Here is an 18,316-nt window from a genome sequence, read left to right on the forward strand (position 1 = left end):
TTCTTCCCTGCCCGGCTCCCCGGCGCACCTTTGCCCCGGTCGTCGGCCTACGCTGGCCGGTATGCCGACCCTGATCCTCGTACGCCACGGACGCTCCACGGCCAACACCGCCGGGGTGCTCGCCGGCCGGACCCCCGGTGTCGCGCTCGACGAGCGCGGTGCCGAGCAGGCCGCCGCACTCCCCGCACGGCTGGCGGCTCTGCCCCTCGCCGCCGCGGTCAGCAGCCCGCTGCAGCGCTGCCGCGAGACGCTCCGGCCGCTGCTCGACGCCCGGCCGGGGCTGGCGCTACACATCGAGGAGCGGATCAGCGAGTGCGACTACGGCGACTGGTCGGGACGCAAGCTGGCGGAGCTCACCGACGAGCCGCTGATGACGGTCGTGCAGCAGCACCCGTCCGCCGCGGCGTTCCCCGGCGGTGAGTCGATGCGGGCGATGCAGGCGCGCGCCGTCGACGCCGTACGTGACTGGAACACCAGGATCGAGGCGGAGCACGGCGAGAACGCCGTCTACGTGATGTGCTCCCACGGGGACATCATCAAGTCCCTCGTCGCCGACGCCCTCGGCATGCACCTGGACCTCTTCCAGCGCGTCCACGCCGACCCCTGTTCCGTCACGGCGATCCGCTACACCAGGCTGCGCCCGTTTCTGCTCCGGCTCGGCGACACCGGCGACCTGTCCTCGCTGGCGCCCCGCGAACCGGCCCCCGACGAAAGCGCCGGGGCGGCCGGCGGCGAAGGGGACGCGGCGGTCGGGGGCGGCGCTGGGGCACCGTGATCGCTCCGCACAGTAGGGTGGACGCGCCGTGGACGCCTTCCCGGGAGACTCTCCCGGGAAGGCCCGGCCGACCCTCATATGCCGTCGATCTCAAGGGAGACAGGACGTGTCCCGTCAGGTGTTCCTCTACGACCCCCCGGACCGTTTCGTGGCCGGTACGGTCGGGCTGCCTGGACGTCGTACGTTCTTCCTGCAGGCATCCTCAGGCGGACGTGTCACCAGCGTTGCCCTGGAGAAGACCCAAGTCGCCGCGCTCGCCGAGCGGGTCGACGAACTGCTCGACGAAGTGGTGCGGCGCACCGGCGGCAACTCGCCCGTGCCGGCCGTGGCCCCGATGGACGTCACGGACACCGCTCCGCTCGACGTCCCCGTCGAGGAGGAGTTCCGCGTCGGCACCATGGCGCTGGCCTGGGACGGCGACGAACAGCGCATGATCGTGGAGGCGCAGGCCCTGGTCGAACTGGACGCGGACTCCGTCGAGGACCTCGCGGAGGCGGAGGAGCGGCTGCTCCAGGACGAGGAGAACGGCCCGCCGATGCTCCGGGTCCGGCTCAGCGGGGCGCAGGCCCGCGCCTTCGCCAAACGCGCCCTGGACGTCGTGAACGCCGGCCGCCCCCCGTGCCCCCTGTGCAGCCTGCCGCTCGATCCGGAAGGACACGTATGCCCGCGTCAGAACGGATACCGTCGCGGCGCCTGACCGGCGGCGAGCTGATCACCCTGCTCGGCAAGGGGCGGCTCACGGTCCTCGGGCAGGTCCGGGGGGCGTCCAACGCGGTGCTGTACTGCTCCGTCGCGTACGAGGGCGAGGAGGCGCACTGCGTCTACAAGCCCGTGGCGGGCGAACAGCCCCTGTGGGACTTCCCCGACGGCACCCTCGCCCAGCGCGAGGTGGCCGCCTACGAGGTCTCCGAGGCGACGGGATGGGGTCTGGTGCCCCCGACCGTGCTCCGGGACGGGCCGTACGGCCAGGGCATGTGCCAGCTCTGGATCGAGGCGGCACCGCAGGACGACGACGCCCCCGGGCTGCTCGCGCTCGTCGAGGACGAGGAGCCGGGCGAGGGCTGGAAGCCCGTGGCCCTCGCCGAGGTGGCGGAGGGGAAGACGGCCCTGCTGGTCCACCGGGACGATCCCCGGCTGCGACGGCTCGCGGTCCTCGACGCGGTGATCAACAACGGCGACCGCAAGGGCGGCCACCTGCTGCCGGCACCCGACGGCCGGCTGTACGGCATCGATCACGGCGTGACCTTCCACGCGGACGACAAGCTGCGCACGCTGCTGTGGGGCTGGGCGGGGGAGCCGCTGCCGGCGGAGGCCGTCGAGGTGCTGGACCGGCTGGCCGCGGAACTGGAGCCGGGGGCCGCGCTGGTCACCCGGCTGGGGGAACTGATCACCTCCGCCGAGATCGAGGCCCTGCGGGCCCGGGTGGCGGCCCTGCGGGCGACGGGGGTGCACCGCGAGCCGAGCGGTGAGTGGCCGGCCATCCCGTGGCCACCGGTGTGATCAAGCCGCGGTGACGGCCGGCGGGGCCCCGGAAGGACGGGGGCATGCATCTTCCGGGCCGGGACGCAAGAGTGCCTCTTCGGTCAGGATCCCCCCTCCGGTTCGTATCCGGAAGCCGCGTCCGGTTACGCTCGTGGCATGCATGCCTGGCCCGCTTCTGAGGTCCCCGCCCTGCCTGGCAAGGGCCGCGACCTTCGGATCCACGACACCGCGACCGGCGGACGGATCACCCTTGACCCCGGTCCCGTCGCCCGCATCTATGTCTGCGGCATCACGCCGTACGACGCGACCCATATGGGTCATGCGGCGACCTACAACGCGTTCGACCTCGTTCAGCGCGTGTGGCTCGACACCAAGCGGCAGGTTCACTATGTCCAGAACGTGACCGACGTGGACGACCCCTTGCTGGAGCGGGCCGTGCGCGACGGACAGGACTGGACCGAGCTCGCCGAGCGCGAGACGGCCCTGTTCCGTGAGGACATGACCGCCCTGCGCATGCTCCCGCCGCAGCACTACATCGGAGCCGTCGAGGCGATACCCGGCATCGTGCCGCTCGTCGAACGGCTCCGGGACGCGGGCGCCGCCTACGAACTCGACGGCGACGTGTACTTCTCCGTCGACACCGACCCGCACTTCGGCGGGGTCTCCCACCTCGACGCCGAGGCGATGCGGCTGCTCTCCGCCGAACGCGGCGGCGACCCGGACCGCCCGGGCAAGAAGAACCCGCTCGACCCGATGCTCTGGATGGCCGCCCGCGAGGGCGAGCCGAGCTGGGACGGGGCCTCGCTCGGCGCCGGCCGGCCCGGCTGGCACATCGAGTGCGTGGCCATCGCCCTCGACCACCTCGGCATGGGCTTCGACGTCCAGGGAGGCGGCTCCGACCTCGCCTTCCCGCACCACGAGATGGGCGCCTCGCACGCCCAGGTGCTGACCGGCGAGCACCCGTTCGCCCAGGCGTACGTGCACGCCGGCATGGTCGGCCTGAACGGCGAGAAGATGTCCAAGTCGAAGGGCAACCTCGTCTTCGTCTCGGCCCTGCGCCGCGACGGGGTGGACCCGGCCGCGATCCGCCTCGCGCTGCTCTCGCACCACTACCGCTCCGACTGGGAGTGGACCGACCAGGTGCTCGCCGACGCCGTGGCCCGGCTCGCACGGTGGCGCGCGGCCGTCTCCCGGCCCGACGGGCTGTCCGCCGACGCGCTGGTCGAGGAGGTCCGTGAGGCCCTCGCCGACGACCTGGACGCCCCGGCCGCGCTGGCGGCCGTGGACCGCTGGGCCGAGCGGCAGACCGCGGAGGGCGGGACGGACGAGGGTGCGCCGGGTCTCGTCTCGCGCACCGTCGACGCCCTGCTCGGTGTCGCGCTGTAACCGTCCGCCGTACGACGCCCGTTCACCGGCCCCGAACTTCTTGATGAAGTTCGGGGCCGGTTCCGTTTTGTCCATGGTCAAATGCTTGGTGCTGCGCTAAAAGCACTCTATGCAATCAACAACGCGCATCAGAGGGGCAGTAGTTGCAGCGCTGCTGGGTCTGCTCGCCGCAGTCTCGGGGCCAGGCAGCGCGCAGGCGGCGGACGCGGCCGAAGCCGCCGGCACGACGGTCGGCGATCTCACCGGCTTCACGGCCGACGGACCCGTCTACCGGCTGAGCGCGGGGGCCGCGAAGGTCCGCGTCAGCTTCGTGTCCGAGGAGACCTTCCGTATCGAACTCGCCCCGGACGGAACGTTCGAGGACCCCGCCGGCGACGCCATCGTCCTGCCGCAGGGCGCCCCGCCGCGCACCCGGTGGAAGGAGCGGAGCGACCGCTACGACCTCTCCACGGGCGACGTCACCCTGCGTGCCTACAAGTCGCCCCTGCGCTTCGCCCTGTACCGGGCCGACGGCAGCCAGGTCTGGTCCGAGGCGAAGGGACTGAGCTGGGACGGCGAGAAGACGACCCAGACGCTGGCCCGCGGCGCCGACGAGCAGTTCTACGGCGCCGGCATGCAGAACGGCCGCGGCAACACCTCGCACCGGGACAAGACCGTCGAGGTGGGCGTCGACTACGACTGGAACGACGGCGGGCACCCCAACTCGGTGCCGTTCTACCTCTCGTCGGCCGGCTACGGCGTCTTCCGCAACACCTTCGCCCCCGGCACCTACGCGTTCACCGACCCGGTGACCACGACCGAGCAGGAACACCGCTTCGACGCCTACTACTTCGCGGGCGACAGCGCCAAGGACGTCATCGGCCGGTACACGGAGCTCACCGGCAAACCGTTCATGCCGCCGGTGTACGGACTGGAGATGGGCGACTCCGACTGCTACCTCCACAACGCCAACCGCGGTGAGCGCCGCACCCTGGACGCGCTGAAGGTCGCCGACGGCTACGTCGAGCACGACATGCCCAACGGCTGGATGCTCGTGAACGACGGATACGGCTGCGGATACGAGGACCTCGCGGCGACCGCCGAGGGCCTGAAGGACCGTGACATGGAGCTCGGCCTGTGGACCGAGGACGGCATCGAGAAGATCGCCGACCAGGTCAAGGCCGGCCAGCGCGTGGCCAAGCTGGACGTGGCCTGGGTCGGAGAGGGCTACAAGTTCGCCCTGGACGGCTGCAAGGACGCCTACAAGGGCATCGAGGACAACAGCGACGCCCGGGGCTTCACCTACGCCCCCGAGAGCTGGTCCGGAGCCCAGCGCTGCGGCGTCCAGTGGTCCGGCGACCAGTACGGCACCTGGGACTACATCCGCTGGCAGATCCCGACCTACGCGGGCGCCACGATGTCCGGCCTCGCCTACACCACGGGCGACGTCGACGGCATCTTCGGCGGCAGCGCCAAGACGTACACCCGCGACCTCCAGTGGAAGATGTTCCTGGGCACCACGATGACGATGGACGGCTGGGCGGCCAGCGACAAGCAGCCCTTCCGCTACGGGGAGCCGTACACGTCGGTCAACCGCGACTACCTCAAGCTCAAGGAGTCGCTGCTGCCCTACCAGTACTCCTACGCCCACGAGGCGACCAAGACCGGGGTGGGCATGGTCCGCCCGCTGGTGCTGGAGTACCCGGACGACCCGAAGGCGGCGACCGACGCGGCGAAGTACGAGTTCATGTCCGGTGAGGACTTCCTGGTCGCCCCCGTCTACCGGGACAGCACCGAGCGCGACGGCATCTATCTGCCGAAGGGCACCTGGACCGACTACTGGAGCGGCCGGACCTACGAGGGGCCGGTCACGGTCGACGACTACAGCGCTCCGCTCGACACCCTGCCGCTGTTCGTCAGGGCCGGGGCGGCCGTGCCGATGTGGCCGGGCATCCGCTCGTACAAGGACCGCACCGCGGCCTCCCCGCTCGCCTGGGACGTCTATCCGCAGGGCCGCTCCTCCTTCACGCTGTACGAGGACGACGGCGTGACCCGGCAGCACCGTGACGGCGCGTACGCCACCCAGCGGGCCGACGTCCGGGCACCGGCCGCGGGCGCGGGCGACGTCACCGTGAACATCGGTGCGAGCGAGGGGAAGTTCACCGGCAAGCAGAGCCGCCGGCCGTACGAGTTCAGCGTGCACACCGGCTCCGCGCCGAGTGCGGTGAACCTCAAGGGCACGCTGCCCCGGCTGGACTCGGCCGCCGCCTACGCCTCGGCGAAGCAGGGCTGGTGGTACGACCGCGACGACCGCGGCGGCGTGGTGAAGATCAGGACCGCACCGCTGTCCACGGGCCAGGAGTTCTCCGTGAAGCTGGAGAACACCAGCGCGGTCGGCGGTCGCCGAGCCGCCGCGAACGCCACGCTCTCCGCGCCCCAGGGGCAGGAGATCGGTGCGGGCGCCACGGGCACCGTCGCCGTGGACGTCACCGCGGGCACGGCCGATGTGACGGACGCCGAGGTCTCGCTCGACGTCCCCGAGGGCTGGCGGGCGACGCCGGCCGCGACCGTGGACCGGATCGCGGCCGGCACCACCCGGCGGGTCGAGGTGCGGGTCACCCCGCCGAAGGACGCGAAGGCGGGGGAGGCGCGGATCACCGCGCTCACGCGCTACCGGTCCGCGGGCGAGTCCCGCACGGCCCTCCAGCGCATCGCGGCCGCGGTGATGCCCGCGCCGCCCACCGGTGAGGCATGGGCGAGCGACCTGGAGTGGCTGACCTCCGTCAACGGGTACGGGCCGGCGGAGCGGGACCGCAGCAACGGCGAATCGGGCGCTTCCGACGGGCACCCGCTGACGCTGGCCGGGAAGGTGTACGAGAAGGGGATCGGCACCCACGCCGACTCCGGCATCGAGGTCTACCTCGGCGGCCGGTGCTCGAAGTTCACCGCCGACGCCGGGATCGACGACGAGATCAACGGCTACGGCGAGGTGGCGTTCTCCGTGGAGGCCGACGGCAAGGTCCTGTGGACCTCGCCCAAGGTGACCGGGGCGTCGGCGACGGTGCCGGTCGACGTGCCGCTCGACGGCGCCCGGCACGTGCGTCTGAAGGTCACGGACACCAACGGGTCCAAGACCGGTGACCACGGGGACTGGGGCGCGGCGCGCTTCGTCTGTTCCTGAACGCCGGCGGCGCGGAGCCGGGCGGGTGCGTGACCGCCCGGCTCCGCGCCGCCCGTTTCAGTCCTCCGAGGGATCGCCCGGAGGGTCCTCCGAAGGGTCCTGAGGCGGCTCCTGCGGTCCGCCGCTCGCGGAACCGCCGGCCGGCGGGGAGCTCTTCCCGGGGCCGGTCTCGGGCCTGGGCGGCTTCGGCGGCCTGCTCCGGCCGCTCGACGGGTCCCGCAGATACGGGCCCTCACCGCTCTCCGTGGCATGCCCGCCCGTGGCCTGGCCCGGTCCGGGATCCCGGCGGCGCAGATAGCGCTCGAACTCCCGGGCGATGGCCTCGCCGCTGGCCTCGGGAAGCTCCGCGGTGTCCCGGGCCTCCTCCAGCGTCTGCACGTACTCCGCCACCTCGCTGTCCTCGGCGGCGAGCTGGTCGACCCCGACCTGCCAGGCGCGGGCGTCCTCGGGCAGTTCACCCAGCGGGATGCGCAGCCCGAGAAGGTCCTCCAGGCGGTTCAGCAGCGCCAGGGTGGCCTTCGGGTTGGGCGGCTGCGAGACGTAGTGCGGCACGGCCGCCCACAGGCTCACCGCGGGCACACCCGCGTGCGTGCACGCTTCCTGGAGGATGCCGACGATGCCGGTCGGCCCCTCGTACTTGGTCTCTTCCAGGTCCATGGTGCGTGCCAGATCCGGATCCGAGGTGACTCCGCTGACCGGCACCGGCCGGGTGTGCGGGGTGTCGCCGAGCAGCGCGCCGAGCACCACCACCATCTCGACGCCCAGTTCGTGGGCGAAGCCCAGGATCTCGTTGCAGAACGAGCGCCAGCGCATCGACGGCTCGATGCCCCGGACCAGGACGAGATCGCGTGGCTTGTCGCCGCGGATGCGGACCACGGAGAGCCGGGTCGTCGGCCAGGTGATCTTGCGCACCCCGCCGTCCAGCCAGACCGTGGGGCGGTTGACCTGGAAGTCGTAGTAGTCCTCGGCGTCCAGCGCCGCGAACACCTCGCCCTTCCATTCCCGGTCCAGGTGCGCGACCGCCGTGGAGGCGGCGTCACCTGCGTCGTTCCACCCCTCGAACGCGGCCACCATGACCGGGTCGATCAGCTCGGGAACCCCCTCGAGCTCGATCACCCAGGCCTCCTTCCGAAGTTCCTTGCGTACGGAACAACCTTAAGGGTTCCCGTCACTCCCGCCGCAGCCCTTGCGCACGGTGGGGTCGAACCGGCCGAGGGGATGCAGCGCCGTCCGAAGCCGGACATCGGACCGGTCATACATCCGAGCTGTGAGGGTCCAGTTTCCGGTCAGCGCTGGACGTTGGCGGCTTCAGGGCGCTATACATCGGATGACCAGAGCAGAGGTCCGATGTTATTTCCCCTGGGGGCGCACATGAGTCAGACCGTCACGGACTTCGAGGTCCACGACATCCGTTTTCCGACCTCGGAACAACTGGACGGCTCGGACGCCATGAACCCCGATCCCGACTACTCGGCCGCCTACGTCGTGCTGCGGACCGAGGGCGGAGAGGGTGCCGGCGGCATGGAGGGGCATGGCTTCTGTTTCACCATCGGGCGGGGCAACGAGGTGATGGCGGCCGCGATCGAGGCGCTGCGGCCCCATCTGATCGGGCGTCCGGCGCCCCGCACCGCGGCCGGCCTCGGCGCGCTGTACCGCGACCTCACCCACGATTCGCAACTGCGCTGGCTGGGCCCCGAGAAGGGCGTGATGCACATGGCGGCCGGCGCGGTCGTCAACGCCGCCTGGGACCTGGCGGCCAGGTACGCGGGCCGACCCGTCTGGGAGTTCCTGGCCGGGATGACGCCGGAGGAGCTCGTCTCCCTCGTCGACTTCCGGTACCTCACCGACGCCCTCACCCCCGAGGAGGCGCTCGCGATCCTGCGCGCCGCCGAGCCCGGCCGGGCCGCACGCGCGGAGCGGCTGCGCACCGAGGGGTACCCGGCCTACACCACCTCGCCCGGCTGGCTCGGCTACTCCGACGACAAACTGGTCCGGCTGGCGAAGGAGGCCGTCGCCGACGGCTTCACCCAGATCAAGCTGAAGGTCGGGGGCGACGTCGGCGACGACGTCCGCAGGCTCGCGCTGGCCCGGGCCGCCGTCGGCTCCGAGGTGCGGATCGCCGTCGACGCCAACCAGCGCTGGGACGTCGCCGGTGCGGTGGAGTGGATGACCGCGCTGGCGCCGTACGACCCGCACTGGATCGAGGAGCCCACCAGCCCCGACGACATCCTCGGCCACGCGGCCGTGCGCGCCGCCCAGCCGGTCAAGGTCGCCACCGGCGAGCACGTCGCCAACCGCGTCGTGTTCAAGCAGCTGCTCCAGGCGGGAGCCGTCGACTTCGTCCAGATCGACGCGGCACGCGTCGCCGGAGTCAACGAGAACCTGGCGATCCTGCTGCTCGCCGCCAAGTTCGGCGTGCCCGTCTGCCCGCACGCGGGCGGCGTCGGACTGTGCGAGCTGGTCCAGCACCTCTCGATGTTCGACTACGTGGCCGTGTCGGGTACGTGGGAGGACCGGGTGATCGAGTACGTCGACCACCTCCACGAACACTTCGTGGACCCCGCCGTGATCGAGGCCGGGCGCTACGCCGCCCCGGCGGCGCCGGGCTTCTCCGCCCGGATGCGTCCCGAATCGATCGCCGCACACCGCTATCCGGAGGGCCCCGTATGGCAGGCCCGCCGCACCGACGAGGAGGACGGCCGATGACCGGCACACGCGACTTCGAGGGAATGAACGCCCTGGTGACGGGCGGAGCCTCCGGCATCGGGGCCGCCGTCGCGAACCAGTTGGCCGGACGCGGGGCGCGCGTCGCGATCCTCGACCGGGAGACCGCGGGCGCCCCCGAGGGCGTCCTCGCCCTGGAGGCGGACGTCACGGACGACGACGCCGTCCGCGAGGCCGTCGACCGGGCGGCCGCCGAACTGGGCTCCCTGCACACGCTGGTGTCCAACGCGGGCATCGGCGCCATCGGCACCGTCGAGGACAACGACGACGACGAATGGGCCCGGGTCCTGGACATCAACGTCCTGGGCATGGTCCGCACCGCCCGGTACGCGCTGCCGCACCTGCGCAGAGCCGCGGCCGACCGCCCCGGCGCCGTGTCGGTCACCCACACCTGCTCGATCGCCGCGACCGCGGGGCTGCCCCAACGGGCCCTGTACAGCGCGAGCAAGGGCGCCGTCCTGTCCCTGACGCTGGCCATGGCCGCCGACCACGTCCGCGAGGGCATCCGCGTCAACTGCGTCAACCCCGGGACGGCGGACACCCCGTGGATCGGCCGGCTGCTCGGCCTGGCCGACGACCCGGCCGCCGAACGCGCGGCCCTCAACGCCCGCCAGCCCCTGGGCCGGCTCGTCTCGGCCGACGAGGTGGCCGCCGCCATCCTCTACCTCGCGAGCCCCGCCGCGGCCTCCGTCACGGGCACGGCACTGGCCGTCGACGGGGGAATGCAGGGGCTGCGGCTGCGCCCCGCCGGCAGCTGACCCCACGGCGGGAACCCGGACGCCGGACGGGCCGGGTGTGCCCCTCCGGCGTCCGAGGACGGGTCCGGGGCGTCGCCCCGGGCCGCCCGGCCGCGGCCTACAGCGTCGACCGCAGCCACTGCTCCACGCTCGCCACGTGCACCGTCGCCCAGGCCCGTGCGGCCTCCGCGTCCCGGTCCCGCAGCGCCGAGACGATCGCCCGGTGCTCGTGGAGCGTGCGGCTCACCGCGTCCTCCTGGGTCAGACCGCGCCAGACCCGCGCCCGGGTCGTCGGACCCGAAAGGCCGTCGAGCAGCGAGCAGAGCACCGAGTTGCCGGACGACTGCACGATGCCGCGGTGGAACTCCAGATCGCAGGCCACCAGCTCCTCGACCGAGGGGTGCTCGCCCAGAGCGTCCAGCTGGGCGCTCAGCACGGCCAGTTGCTCCTCGCTGATCCGGCTCGCCGCCATCGCGGTCGCCGCGGGCTCCAGGATCCGGCGGACCGCCAGGAACTCCAGCACCGTGTCGTCGCGGTGGAAGTCCACCACGAAGCTCAGCGCCTCCAGCAGCAACTGGGGATCGAGACTGGTGACATACGTGCCGTCGCCCTGACGCACATCGAGAATGCGGATCAGCGACAGGGCGCGCACCGCCTCCCGCAGCGAGTTGCGGGACAGGCCGAGCTCCGCGGCGAGTTCGCTCTCCTTGGGGAGACGATCGCCGGGCCGTAGCGCACCCGAGACGATCATTCCCTTGATCTTCTCGATGGCCTCGTCAGTGACAGCCATGGGCGACCTCCAGACATCCGATGTATCGGACCATTATGCGTCCCCTCGGAGGGACGGTGCGCCCATCGGAGCAACCCGGCAGACACGGAAGAGGGGGCGGCGTCCATGGACGCCGCCCCCTCCCCGATGGCTCAGCTCCTGCGGTCGCCCAGCACCGACTCGACGCCGGCCCGGATCTCGTCCGTCGCCAGGCCCCGGATCGTCAGCGTCGTCCGGCGCCGCAGCACGTCGTCCGCGGTCTCGGCCCACTCGTGGTCACGCGCGTAGGCGACCTGTGCCCAGATCTCCGGCGCGTCGGGGTGGATGCGCTCGGCGAGCGCCGGGTTCTCGTTGGCCAGCCGGGCGATGTCGAAGGACAGCGAACCGTAGTGCGTGGCCAGGTGCCGCGCCGTGTCGGCCGACATCCGCGGACCGGGCGTACCGCCGTCGACGAGCAGCCGGTGCGCGACCGCGTTCGGGTTGGCGATACCCGGCAGCGGGAGCTTCCTCGGCAGCCGGGCCATCGGCTCCATGTCCTCGGCCAGGGGGTGCCCCGGCAGCGCGGCCAGCTTGTTCATCACCGTACGGCCGATGTGGCGGAACGTGGTCCACTTGCCGCCCGCGACGGACAGCATCCCGCCCCGTCCCTCGGTCACGACCGTCTCGCGCTTGGCCTTGGACGTGTCACCGGGACCGCCGGGCAGCACCCGCAGCCCCGCGAAGGAGTACGTGATCAGATCGCGCGACAGCTGCTGGTCCCGGATCGAGAACGCCGCCTCGTCCAGGATCTGCGCGGTGTCCTTCTCGGTCACCGCGACGTCCGCCGGATCGCCCTCGTACTCCTCGTCGGTCGTACCGAGCAGCAGCATGTCCTCCCACGGCAGGGCGAACGTGATGCGGTACTTGTCGATGGGCGTGGCCAGCGCGGCCTTCCACGGGCGGGTGCGCTTGAGCACCAGGTGCGCGCCCTTGGACAGGCGTATCGAGGGCGCCGCGTCCGGGTCCTCCATCTTCCGCAGGTGGTCGACCCACGGACCGGTGGCGTTCAGCACCAGCCGGGCGGTGACGCCGAACTCCGTGCCGTCCTGACGGTCCTGGAGGTCCGCGCCCGTCACCCGGCCCTTGGTGAACCGCAGACCGGTCACCGCCGCGTGGTTGAGGACGGTCGCCCCCGCGTCGACGGCCGCGCGGACCGTCATCAGCGCCATCCGCGCGTCGTTCATCTGGTCGTCGCCGTACACCGCGACGGCCTTCAGGTTGTCCGTACGCAGCTCCGGCACATCGCGCCGCGCCTTCGCCGGGCTGATCACGTGCCCGACGCCGTCGCCGAAGGCGGACAGCGCCGAGTAGGCGAACACGCCCGCGCCGAGCTTCGCCGCGCCGTGCGGCCCGCCCTTGTACACGGGGAGGTAGAAGGTGAGCGGATTGGCCAGGTGGGGGGCCACCTGACGCGATACCGCACGGCGCTCGAAGTGGTTCTCCGCGACCAGCTTCACCGCGCCGGTCTGCAGGTAGCGCAGACCGCCGTGGAGCAGCTTGGAGGAGGCGGAGGAGGTGGCGCCGGCGAAGTCGCCGGCGTCCACCAGAGCCACCCGCAGCCCGGACTGCGCGGCGTGCCAGGCAGTGGAGATGCCCAGAATGCCGCCACCGATCACCAGGAGGTCGTACGTCGCCTTGGAGAGCTGCTCCCGAGTCTCGGCACGGCTCGGAAGGGAGCCGGAGGCCGGATGCGTCCCGAGGGCGGGGACGCTCTGCAGGGTGGTCATGTTGTCTACTCCTCGTCGTCCAGCCAGCCCATGGTCCGTTCCACGGCCTTGAGCCAGCTCTTGTACTCGCGGGCGCGGGTGTCCGCGTCCATGCGGGGGGTCCACTCGGCGGCCCGGCGCCAGTTGGCGCGCAGCGCGTCGGTGTCCGGCCAGAAGCCGACGGCCAGGCCGGCGGCGTAGGCGGCGCCGAGGCAGGTGGTCTCGGCGACCATCGGGCGCACCACGGGTGCGTCCAGGAAGTCGGCGAGCGTCTGCATCAGCAGGTTGTTGGAGGTCATTCCGCCGTCGACCTTGAGCGCGGTCAGCTCGACGCCGGAGTCCTTGGTCATGGCGTCGCTGATCTCGCGGGTCTGCCAGGCGGTGGCCTCGAGCACGGCACGGGCGATGTGCGCCTTGGTGACGTAGCGGGTGAGGCCCGCGATGACGCCGCGGGCGTCGGGGCGCCAGTACGGGGCGAAGAGGCCCGAGAAGGCCGGCACGAAGTACGCGCCGCCGTTGTCCTCGACCGACGAGGCCAGGGTCTCGATCTCGGCGGCGGACTGGATCAGGCCCATCTGGTCGCGCATCCACTGCACCAGCGAACCGGTGACGGCGATCGAGCCCTCCAGGGCGTAGACCGCCTTCTGGTCGCCGATCCGGTAGCCGACCGTGGTCAGCAGCCCGTTGTAGGAGTTGACGGGCGTCTCGCCGGTGTTCATCAGCATGAAGGTGCCGGTGCCGTACGTGGACTTGGCCTCGCCCTCGGCGAAACACGTCTGGCCGAACAGCGCGGCCTGCTGGTCGCCGAGCGCCGAGGCGACCGGCACGCCGTCGAGCACGCCGCCCTTGGCGTTGCCGTACACCTCCGCCGAGGACCGGATCTCGGGCAGCAGGGCCGCCGGGATCTGCATGGAGGAGAGGATCTTCTCGTCCCACGTCATGGAGTGCAGGTTCATCAGGAGGGTGCGCGAGGCGTTGGTGACGTCGGTGACGTGGACGCCGCCGTCGGTGCCGCCGGTCAGGTTCCAGATGACCCAGGAGTCCATGGTGCCGAAGAGGATGTCGCCGCGCTCGGCGCGCTCGCGCAGGCCCTCGACGTTGTCGAGCAGCCAGCGGACCTTGGGGCCGGCGAAGTACGAGGCGAGCGGCAGCCCGGTCTCGCGGCGGAACCGGTCCTGCCCCACGTTGCGGCCGAGCTCCTTGCAGAGCGCGTCGGTGCGGGTGTCCTGCCAGACGAGGGCGTTGTGGACGGGCTCACCGGTGTGCTTGTCCCAGAGCAGCGTGGTCTCGCGCTGGTTGGTGATGCCGATGGCCTTCACGTCGGCGGCGGTGATGCCGGCCTTGACGATGGCGCCCGCCACGACCTCCTGGACGTTCTCCCAGATCTCGGTCGCGTTGTGCTCGACCCAGCCCGGCTTGGGGAAGATCTGCTCGTGCTCCTTCTGGTCGACGGAGACGATCCGGCCGTCCTTGTCGAAGACGATGCAGCGGCTGGAGGTGGTGCCCTGGTCGATGGCCGCGATGAACGGCCCGGTGCCGTGGGTGCCGGTGGTGTGTGCGTCGGTCACGGTGTGCTCCCGGAAGTCTGTGTGGTCGTGGGGGTGACGGCTGCGGGCTCGGTCGCTCACGCGAACGCGAGGTTGTAGAGCCCGCCGGCGATCGCGCCGCCGATGAGCGGTCCGACGACGGGGATCCAGGCGTAACCCCAGTCGGATCCGCCCTTGTTCGGCAGCGGAAGCAGCGCGTGCACGATACGCGGACCGAGATCGCGAACCGGGTTGATCGCGTAGCCCGTCGGGCCGCCGAGCGAGAGACCGATGGAGACGACCACCAGGGAGGTGATCAGTGCGCCGAGCGTGCCGAGGCCGTTGCCGCCGTCGTTGAGGCCCTGGGTGAGGATCGCCAGGACCAGCACGACCGTGGCGATGACCTCGGTGACGACGTTCTGGACGGCGTTGCGGATCTCGGGACCCGTGGAGAAGACGCCGAGCACCGGTCCGGCCTGGGGGGCGGCGGCCTTGTCGACCAGGCCCTCCTCACCCGTATGGCTGCTCAGGACCTCCGGATCGGTGAGATGCGCCCGGAACTGTCCGTAGTAGGCCAGCCAGACCAGCGCCGCGCCGAGCATCGCACCGAACAGCTGGGAGCCGAGGTAGAGCGGTACGTCGCTCCACTTGGTTCCGCCCTCGATCGCGAGACCGATGGTGACGGCCGGGTTGAGATGCGCTCCGGACACGCCGCCGGCCAGGTACGCGGCGGTCAGCACCGCGAAGCCCCACCCGAAGGTGATGGCGAGCCAGCCGGCGTTCTGTGCCTTCGAGTGCTTGAGCGTGACGGCGGCACAGACACCGACGCCGAGCAGGATGAGTACGGCGGTACCGATGGTCTCGCCGATGAAGATGTCGGAGCTGGACACCCGCGACTCCTTTGTCCTTCGTCCAGGGAAGCCGAACCCCGGGTCCCTCCGGTGGTCCGCGCCCTCAGGTGAGGGCGTTGCCGGCCCTTGCACTGTCACACACCCTAACGCGTATTTCCGTTAGGCGTTCGACAATGCCGACCGATGAACGGCAGTGTTTCTCCCCGGTGAATGAGGCGTCAAGGGTTGTGTGTTCTATAACTCGATCGTTACCCAGGGGTCCCGCGGAGAACTCAGAAGCGCCTGGCGCCCAGATCCCGGGACACCGCCCGGGCGCAGTCCCGTACCGCCGCCACCAGCTCGGGCCGCAGCTCGCCCTCCGAGCACACCCGCTCCACCGCACCGGTCACGGCCACGGCTCCCACGGGCATCCGGCGCCGGTCGTGGACCGGGGCGGCCACCGCGGCCACGCCCTCCCAGGTCTCCTCCACGTCGTCCGCCCAGCCCCGCGCGCGGATGAGGTCGAGCATCGCCTCGAACTCCTCCGGATCGGTGACCGTGCGGGGTGTGAAGGACTGCCGCTCGGCCTCCATGACCTCCGTGTGGGCCACCGGGTCGTAGGCCGACAGGACCTTGCCCAGGGCCGTGGAGTGCAGCGGCTGCATGGCCCCGACCTCCAGGACCTGGCGGCTGTCGTCGGGGCGGAAGACGTGGTGGACGATCAGGACGCCCTGCTGGTGCAGCACGCCCAGGTGGGCGCTCTCGCCGCTGGAGCGGGCGAGGTCGTCCGTCCAGACCAGCGCCCGGGCCCGGAGCTCATGGACGTCCAGATAGCTGTTGCCCAGCCGCAGCAGCTCGGCGCCCAGCTGGTAGCGGCCGGAGGCCGCGTCCTGCTCCACGAAGCCCTCGTGCTGGAGCGTGCGCAGGATGCCGTGTGCGGTGCCCTTGGCCAGGCCCAGGGCGGAGGAGATGTCGGACAGTCCCAGCCGCCGCTCACCGCCCGCCAGCAGGCGCAGCATCGCGGCCGCCCGCTCCAGCGACTGGATGTTCTTGGCCATCGCGCCGTACTCCTCCACTCGGTTCGACAATGCTGAACACTATCGGTCGATGCCGACCCGTGCTCGATCGCATGGGAATTCTGCGGCACGCCGGCAGTCCGGAACGACCGCCCGCACAGCATGCCGTCCGATTCGTGGGACAGAGTGACGTCCTGGGACGCCGCCCGGCTACCCTGGCCGGGTGCGCCTTCCGCCGAAGCCGCAAAGCCGACAGCCGTCGCATTCCAGGGAGTACATCCATGGCCTCGTTGCCGACCCCTTCCGCCGACAGCCGGAACCGAGCCGAAGCCCTCCGTGAGGCGCTCGCCACCCGGGTCGTGGTGGCCGACGGTGCCATGGGCACCATGCTCCAGGCGCAGGACCCCACGCTGGAGGACTTCGAGAACCTCGAGGGCTGCAACGAGATCCTGAACCTCACGCGGCCCGACATCGTGCGCTCGGTGCACGAGGAGTACTTCGCGGTCGGCGTGGACTGCGTGGAGACGAACACGTTCGGCGCGAACCACTCGGCGGCCAACGAGTACGAGATCGCTGACCGGATCGTCGAACTGTCCGAGGCGGGCGCGCGCATCGCCCGCGAGGTCGCCGACGAGTTCACCGCGAAGGACGGTCGCCAGCGCTGGGTCCTCGGCTCGGTGGGTCCCGGCACCAAGCTGCCTTCGCTCGGCCACATCGCGTACGACGTGCTGCGGGACGGATACCAGCAGAACGCCGAGGGCCTGCTCGCCGGCGGCGCGGACGCCCTGATCGTGGAGACCACACAGGACCTGCTGCAGACCAAGTCCAGCCTCATCGGCGCGCGCCGGGCGATGGACGCCCTGGGCATCGACGTGCCGCTGATCTGCTCGCTCGCCTTCGAGACGACCGGCGTCATGCTGCTCGGTTCGGAGATCGGCGCCGCCCTGACCGCCCTGGAGCCGCTGGGCATCGACCTGATCGGGCTGAACTGCTCGACGGGCCCGGCCGAGATGAGCGAGCACCTGCGGTATCTGGCCCAGCACTCGCGTACCCCCCTGATGTGCATGCCGAATGCGGGCCTGCCGGTGCTGACCAAGGACGGGGCGCACTTCCCGCTCGGCCCCGAGGGGCTGGCGGACGCGCAGGAAGCCTTCATCACCGACTACGGCCTGTCCCTGGTCGGTGGCTGCTGCGGCACGACGCCCGAGCACCTGCGCCAGGTCGTCGAGCGAGCCCGCGGCCTCACCCCCGCGGCCCGCGACCCGCGCCCCGAGCCCGGGGCCGCCTCGCTCTACCAGACCGTGCCGTTCCGCCAGGACACCTCGTACCTGGCGATCGGTGAGCGGACGAACGCCAACGGGTCGAAGAAGTTCCGTGAGGCGATGCTGGAGGGGCGCTGGGACGACTGTGTGGAGATGGCCCGGGACCAGATCCGCGAGGGCGCGCACATGCTCGACCTGTGTGTCGACTACGTGGGCCGTGACGGTGTGGCGGACATGGAGGAGCTGGCCGGACGGTTCGCCACGGCCTCCACCCTGCCGATCGTGCTGGACTCCACGGAGCTGCCGGTGCTGCGGGCGGGGCTGGAGAAGCTGGGCGGGCGCGCGGTGCTGAACTCGGTGAACTACGAGGACGGGGACGGGCCCGAGTCGCGTTTCGTGAAGGTCACCCGGCTGGCGGCCGAGCACGGAGCCGCGCTGATCGCCCTGACGATCGACGAGGAGGGCCAGGCCCGGACCGCCGAGCACAAGGTCGCCATCGCGGAGCGGCTCATCGCGGACCTGACCGGGAACTGGGGCATCCAGGAGTCGGACATCCTGATCGACTGCCTGACCTTCACGATCTGCACGGGTCAGGAGGAGTCCCGCAAGGACGGCATCGCGACCATCGAGGCGATCCGCGAGCTGAAGAAGCGCCACCCCGACGTGCAGACGACGCTGGGTCTGTCGAACATCTCCTTCGGCCTGAACCCGGCCGCCCGGGTGGTGCTGAACTCCGTCTTCCTCGACGAGTGCGTCAAGGCCGGTCTCGACTCGGCCATCGTGCACGCCTCGAAGATCCTGCCGATCGCCCGCCTGGACCAGGAGCAGGTCAAGGTCGCCCACGACCTGATCCACGACCGCCGCGCCGAGGGCTATGACCCCCTGCAAAAGCTCATGGAGCTGT

The 18,316-nt window shown here is 71.3% G+C and carries 14 protein-coding genes; 8 read left to right on the forward strand and 6 right to left on the reverse strand.

Features of this window, described 5'->3' with window-relative positions; genetic code table 11:
• Window positions 1-61: 61 nt before the first annotated feature.
• From E6R60_RS21455 to E6R60_RS21475, 5 genes are all read left to right on the forward strand, one after another.
• On the forward strand, window positions 62-775 hold the full coding sequence (locus E6R60_RS21455; protein ID WP_136328236.1) for a histidine phosphatase family protein: 714 nt from the start codon (window positions 62-64) through the stop codon (window positions 773-775).
• Window positions 776-881: 106 nt separating this feature from the next.
• Window positions 882-1,472, forward strand: coding sequence for a DUF3090 domain-containing protein (locus E6R60_RS21460; protein WP_136328237.1), 591 nt, complete (start codon window positions 882-884; stop codon window positions 1,470-1,472).
• Complete coding sequence (locus E6R60_RS21465) at window positions 1,436-2,275, forward strand: SCO1664 family protein (protein WP_136328238.1); 840 nt, start codon at window positions 1,436-1,438, stop codon at window positions 2,273-2,275. The genes E6R60_RS21460 and E6R60_RS21465 overlap by 37 nt, the downstream gene beginning before the upstream one ends.
• 138 nt (window positions 2,276-2,413) lie before the next feature.
• Entirely contained in the window at window positions 2,414-3,643 is a 1,230-nt protein-coding gene (gene mshC, locus E6R60_RS21470; protein ID WP_136328239.1) for a cysteine--1-D-myo-inosityl 2-amino-2-deoxy-alpha-D-glucopyranoside ligase, read from the forward strand.
• Between the two features lie 109 nt (window positions 3,644-3,752).
• Complete coding sequence (locus tag E6R60_RS21475) at window positions 3,753-6,803, forward strand: NPCBM/NEW2 domain-containing protein (protein WP_136328240.1); 3,051 nt, start codon at window positions 3,753-3,755, stop codon at window positions 6,801-6,803.
• A 57-nt stretch (window positions 6,804-6,860) separates the two neighbouring features.
• On the opposite strand, the gene E6R60_RS21480 is transcribed toward E6R60_RS21475, so the two are convergent.
• Window positions 6,861-7,919 carry a PAC2 family protein gene (locus E6R60_RS21480; protein WP_136328241.1) on the reverse strand — a complete coding sequence of 353 codons (1,059 nt, stop codon included), beginning with the start codon at window positions 7,917-7,919 and terminating at the stop codon, window positions 6,861-6,863.
• Between the two features lie 255 nt (window positions 7,920-8,174).
• On the opposite strand from E6R60_RS21480, the gene E6R60_RS21485 reads away from it, so the two are divergent.
• Together E6R60_RS21485 and E6R60_RS21490 are read left to right on the forward strand one after the other, a co-directional pair.
• The gene (locus E6R60_RS21485; RefSeq protein WP_136328242.1) at window positions 8,175-9,509 is read left to right on the forward strand and encodes an enolase C-terminal domain-like protein; all 1,335 of its coding nucleotides are present in this window, start codon (window positions 8,175-8,177) and stop codon (window positions 9,507-9,509) included.
• On the forward strand, window positions 9,506-10,285 hold the full coding sequence (locus tag E6R60_RS21490; RefSeq protein WP_136328243.1) for an SDR family oxidoreductase: 780 nt from the start codon (window positions 9,506-9,508) through the stop codon (window positions 10,283-10,285). The genes E6R60_RS21485 and E6R60_RS21490 overlap by 4 nt, the downstream gene beginning before the upstream one ends.
• 97 nt (window positions 10,286-10,382) lie before the next feature.
• Here the strand turns inward: E6R60_RS21490 and E6R60_RS21495 are convergent, their stop codons facing one another.
• The 5 genes from E6R60_RS21495 to E6R60_RS21515 form a co-directional block, all read right to left on the reverse strand.
• The gene (locus E6R60_RS21495) at window positions 10,383-11,054 is read right to left on the reverse strand and encodes a FadR/GntR family transcriptional regulator (RefSeq protein ID WP_136328244.1); all 672 of its coding nucleotides are present in this window, start codon (window positions 11,052-11,054) and stop codon (window positions 10,383-10,385) included.
• A 131-nt stretch (window positions 11,055-11,185) separates the two neighbouring features.
• Complete coding sequence (locus tag E6R60_RS21500; protein WP_136328245.1) at window positions 11,186-12,799, reverse strand: glycerol-3-phosphate dehydrogenase/oxidase; 1,614 nt, start codon at window positions 12,797-12,799, stop codon at window positions 11,186-11,188.
• A 5-nt stretch (window positions 12,800-12,804) separates the two neighbouring features.
• On the reverse strand, window positions 12,805-14,346 hold the full coding sequence (glpK, locus tag E6R60_RS21505; protein ID WP_136328246.1) for a glycerol kinase GlpK: 1,542 nt from the start codon (window positions 14,344-14,346) through the stop codon (window positions 12,805-12,807).
• 56 nt (window positions 14,347-14,402) lie between these two features.
• Window positions 14,403-15,194: an MIP/aquaporin family protein gene (locus tag E6R60_RS21510; protein WP_136328247.1), complete on the reverse strand. Its 792-nt coding sequence runs from the start codon at window positions 15,192-15,194 to the stop codon at window positions 14,403-14,405.
• A 233-nt stretch (window positions 15,195-15,427) separates the two neighbouring features.
• Window positions 15,428-16,192: an IclR family transcriptional regulator gene (locus E6R60_RS21515; RefSeq protein ID WP_136328263.1), complete on the reverse strand. Its 765-nt coding sequence runs from the start codon at window positions 16,190-16,192 to the stop codon at window positions 15,428-15,430.
• 239 nt (window positions 16,193-16,431) lie between these two features.
• On the opposite strand from E6R60_RS21515, the gene E6R60_RS21520 reads away from it, so the two are divergent.
• Window positions 16,432-18,316 (forward strand): homocysteine S-methyltransferase family protein (locus E6R60_RS21520; protein WP_168713655.1); only part of this gene is annotated, 1,885 nt, incomplete at its 3' end.

It is taken from the genome of Streptomyces sp. A0642 (assembly GCF_004795105.1).
GTDB lineage: Bacteria > Actinomycetota > Actinomycetes > Streptomycetales > Streptomycetaceae > Streptomyces.

What these genes read in the sequence shown, in the direction of transcription:
- E6R60_RS21455 (WP_136328236.1), top strand. Translation starts at nt 62, where the DNA reads ATGCCGACCCTGATCCTCGTACGCCACGGACGCTCCACGGCCAACACC.
- E6R60_RS21465 (WP_136328238.1), top strand. Translation starts at nt 1,436, where the DNA reads ATGCCCGCGTCAGAACGGATACCGTCGCGGCGCCTGACCGGCGGCGAG.
- mshC (WP_136328239.1), top strand. Translation starts at nt 2,414, where the DNA reads ATGCATGCCTGGCCCGCTTCTGAGGTCCCCGCCCTGCCTGGCAAGGGC.
- E6R60_RS21475 (WP_136328240.1), top strand. Translation starts at nt 3,753, where the DNA reads ATGCAATCAACAACGCGCATCAGAGGGGCAGTAGTTGCAGCGCTGCTG.
- E6R60_RS21485 (WP_136328242.1), top strand. Translation starts at nt 8,175, where the DNA reads ATGAGTCAGACCGTCACGGACTTCGAGGTCCACGACATCCGTTTTCCG.
- E6R60_RS21490 (WP_136328243.1), top strand. Translation starts at nt 9,506, where the DNA reads ATGACCGGCACACGCGACTTCGAGGGAATGAACGCCCTGGTGACGGGC.
- E6R60_RS21495 (WP_136328244.1), bottom strand. Translation starts at nt 11,054, where the DNA reads ATGGCTGTCACTGACGAGGCCATCGAGAAGATCAAGGGAATGATCGTC.
- E6R60_RS21500 (WP_136328245.1), bottom strand. Translation starts at nt 12,799, where the DNA reads ATGACCACCCTGCAGAGCGTCCCCGCCCTCGGGACGCATCCGGCCTCC.
- E6R60_RS21515 (WP_136328263.1), bottom strand. Translation starts at nt 16,192, where the DNA reads ATGGCCAAGAACATCCAGTCGCTGGAGCGGGCGGCCGCGATGCTGCGC.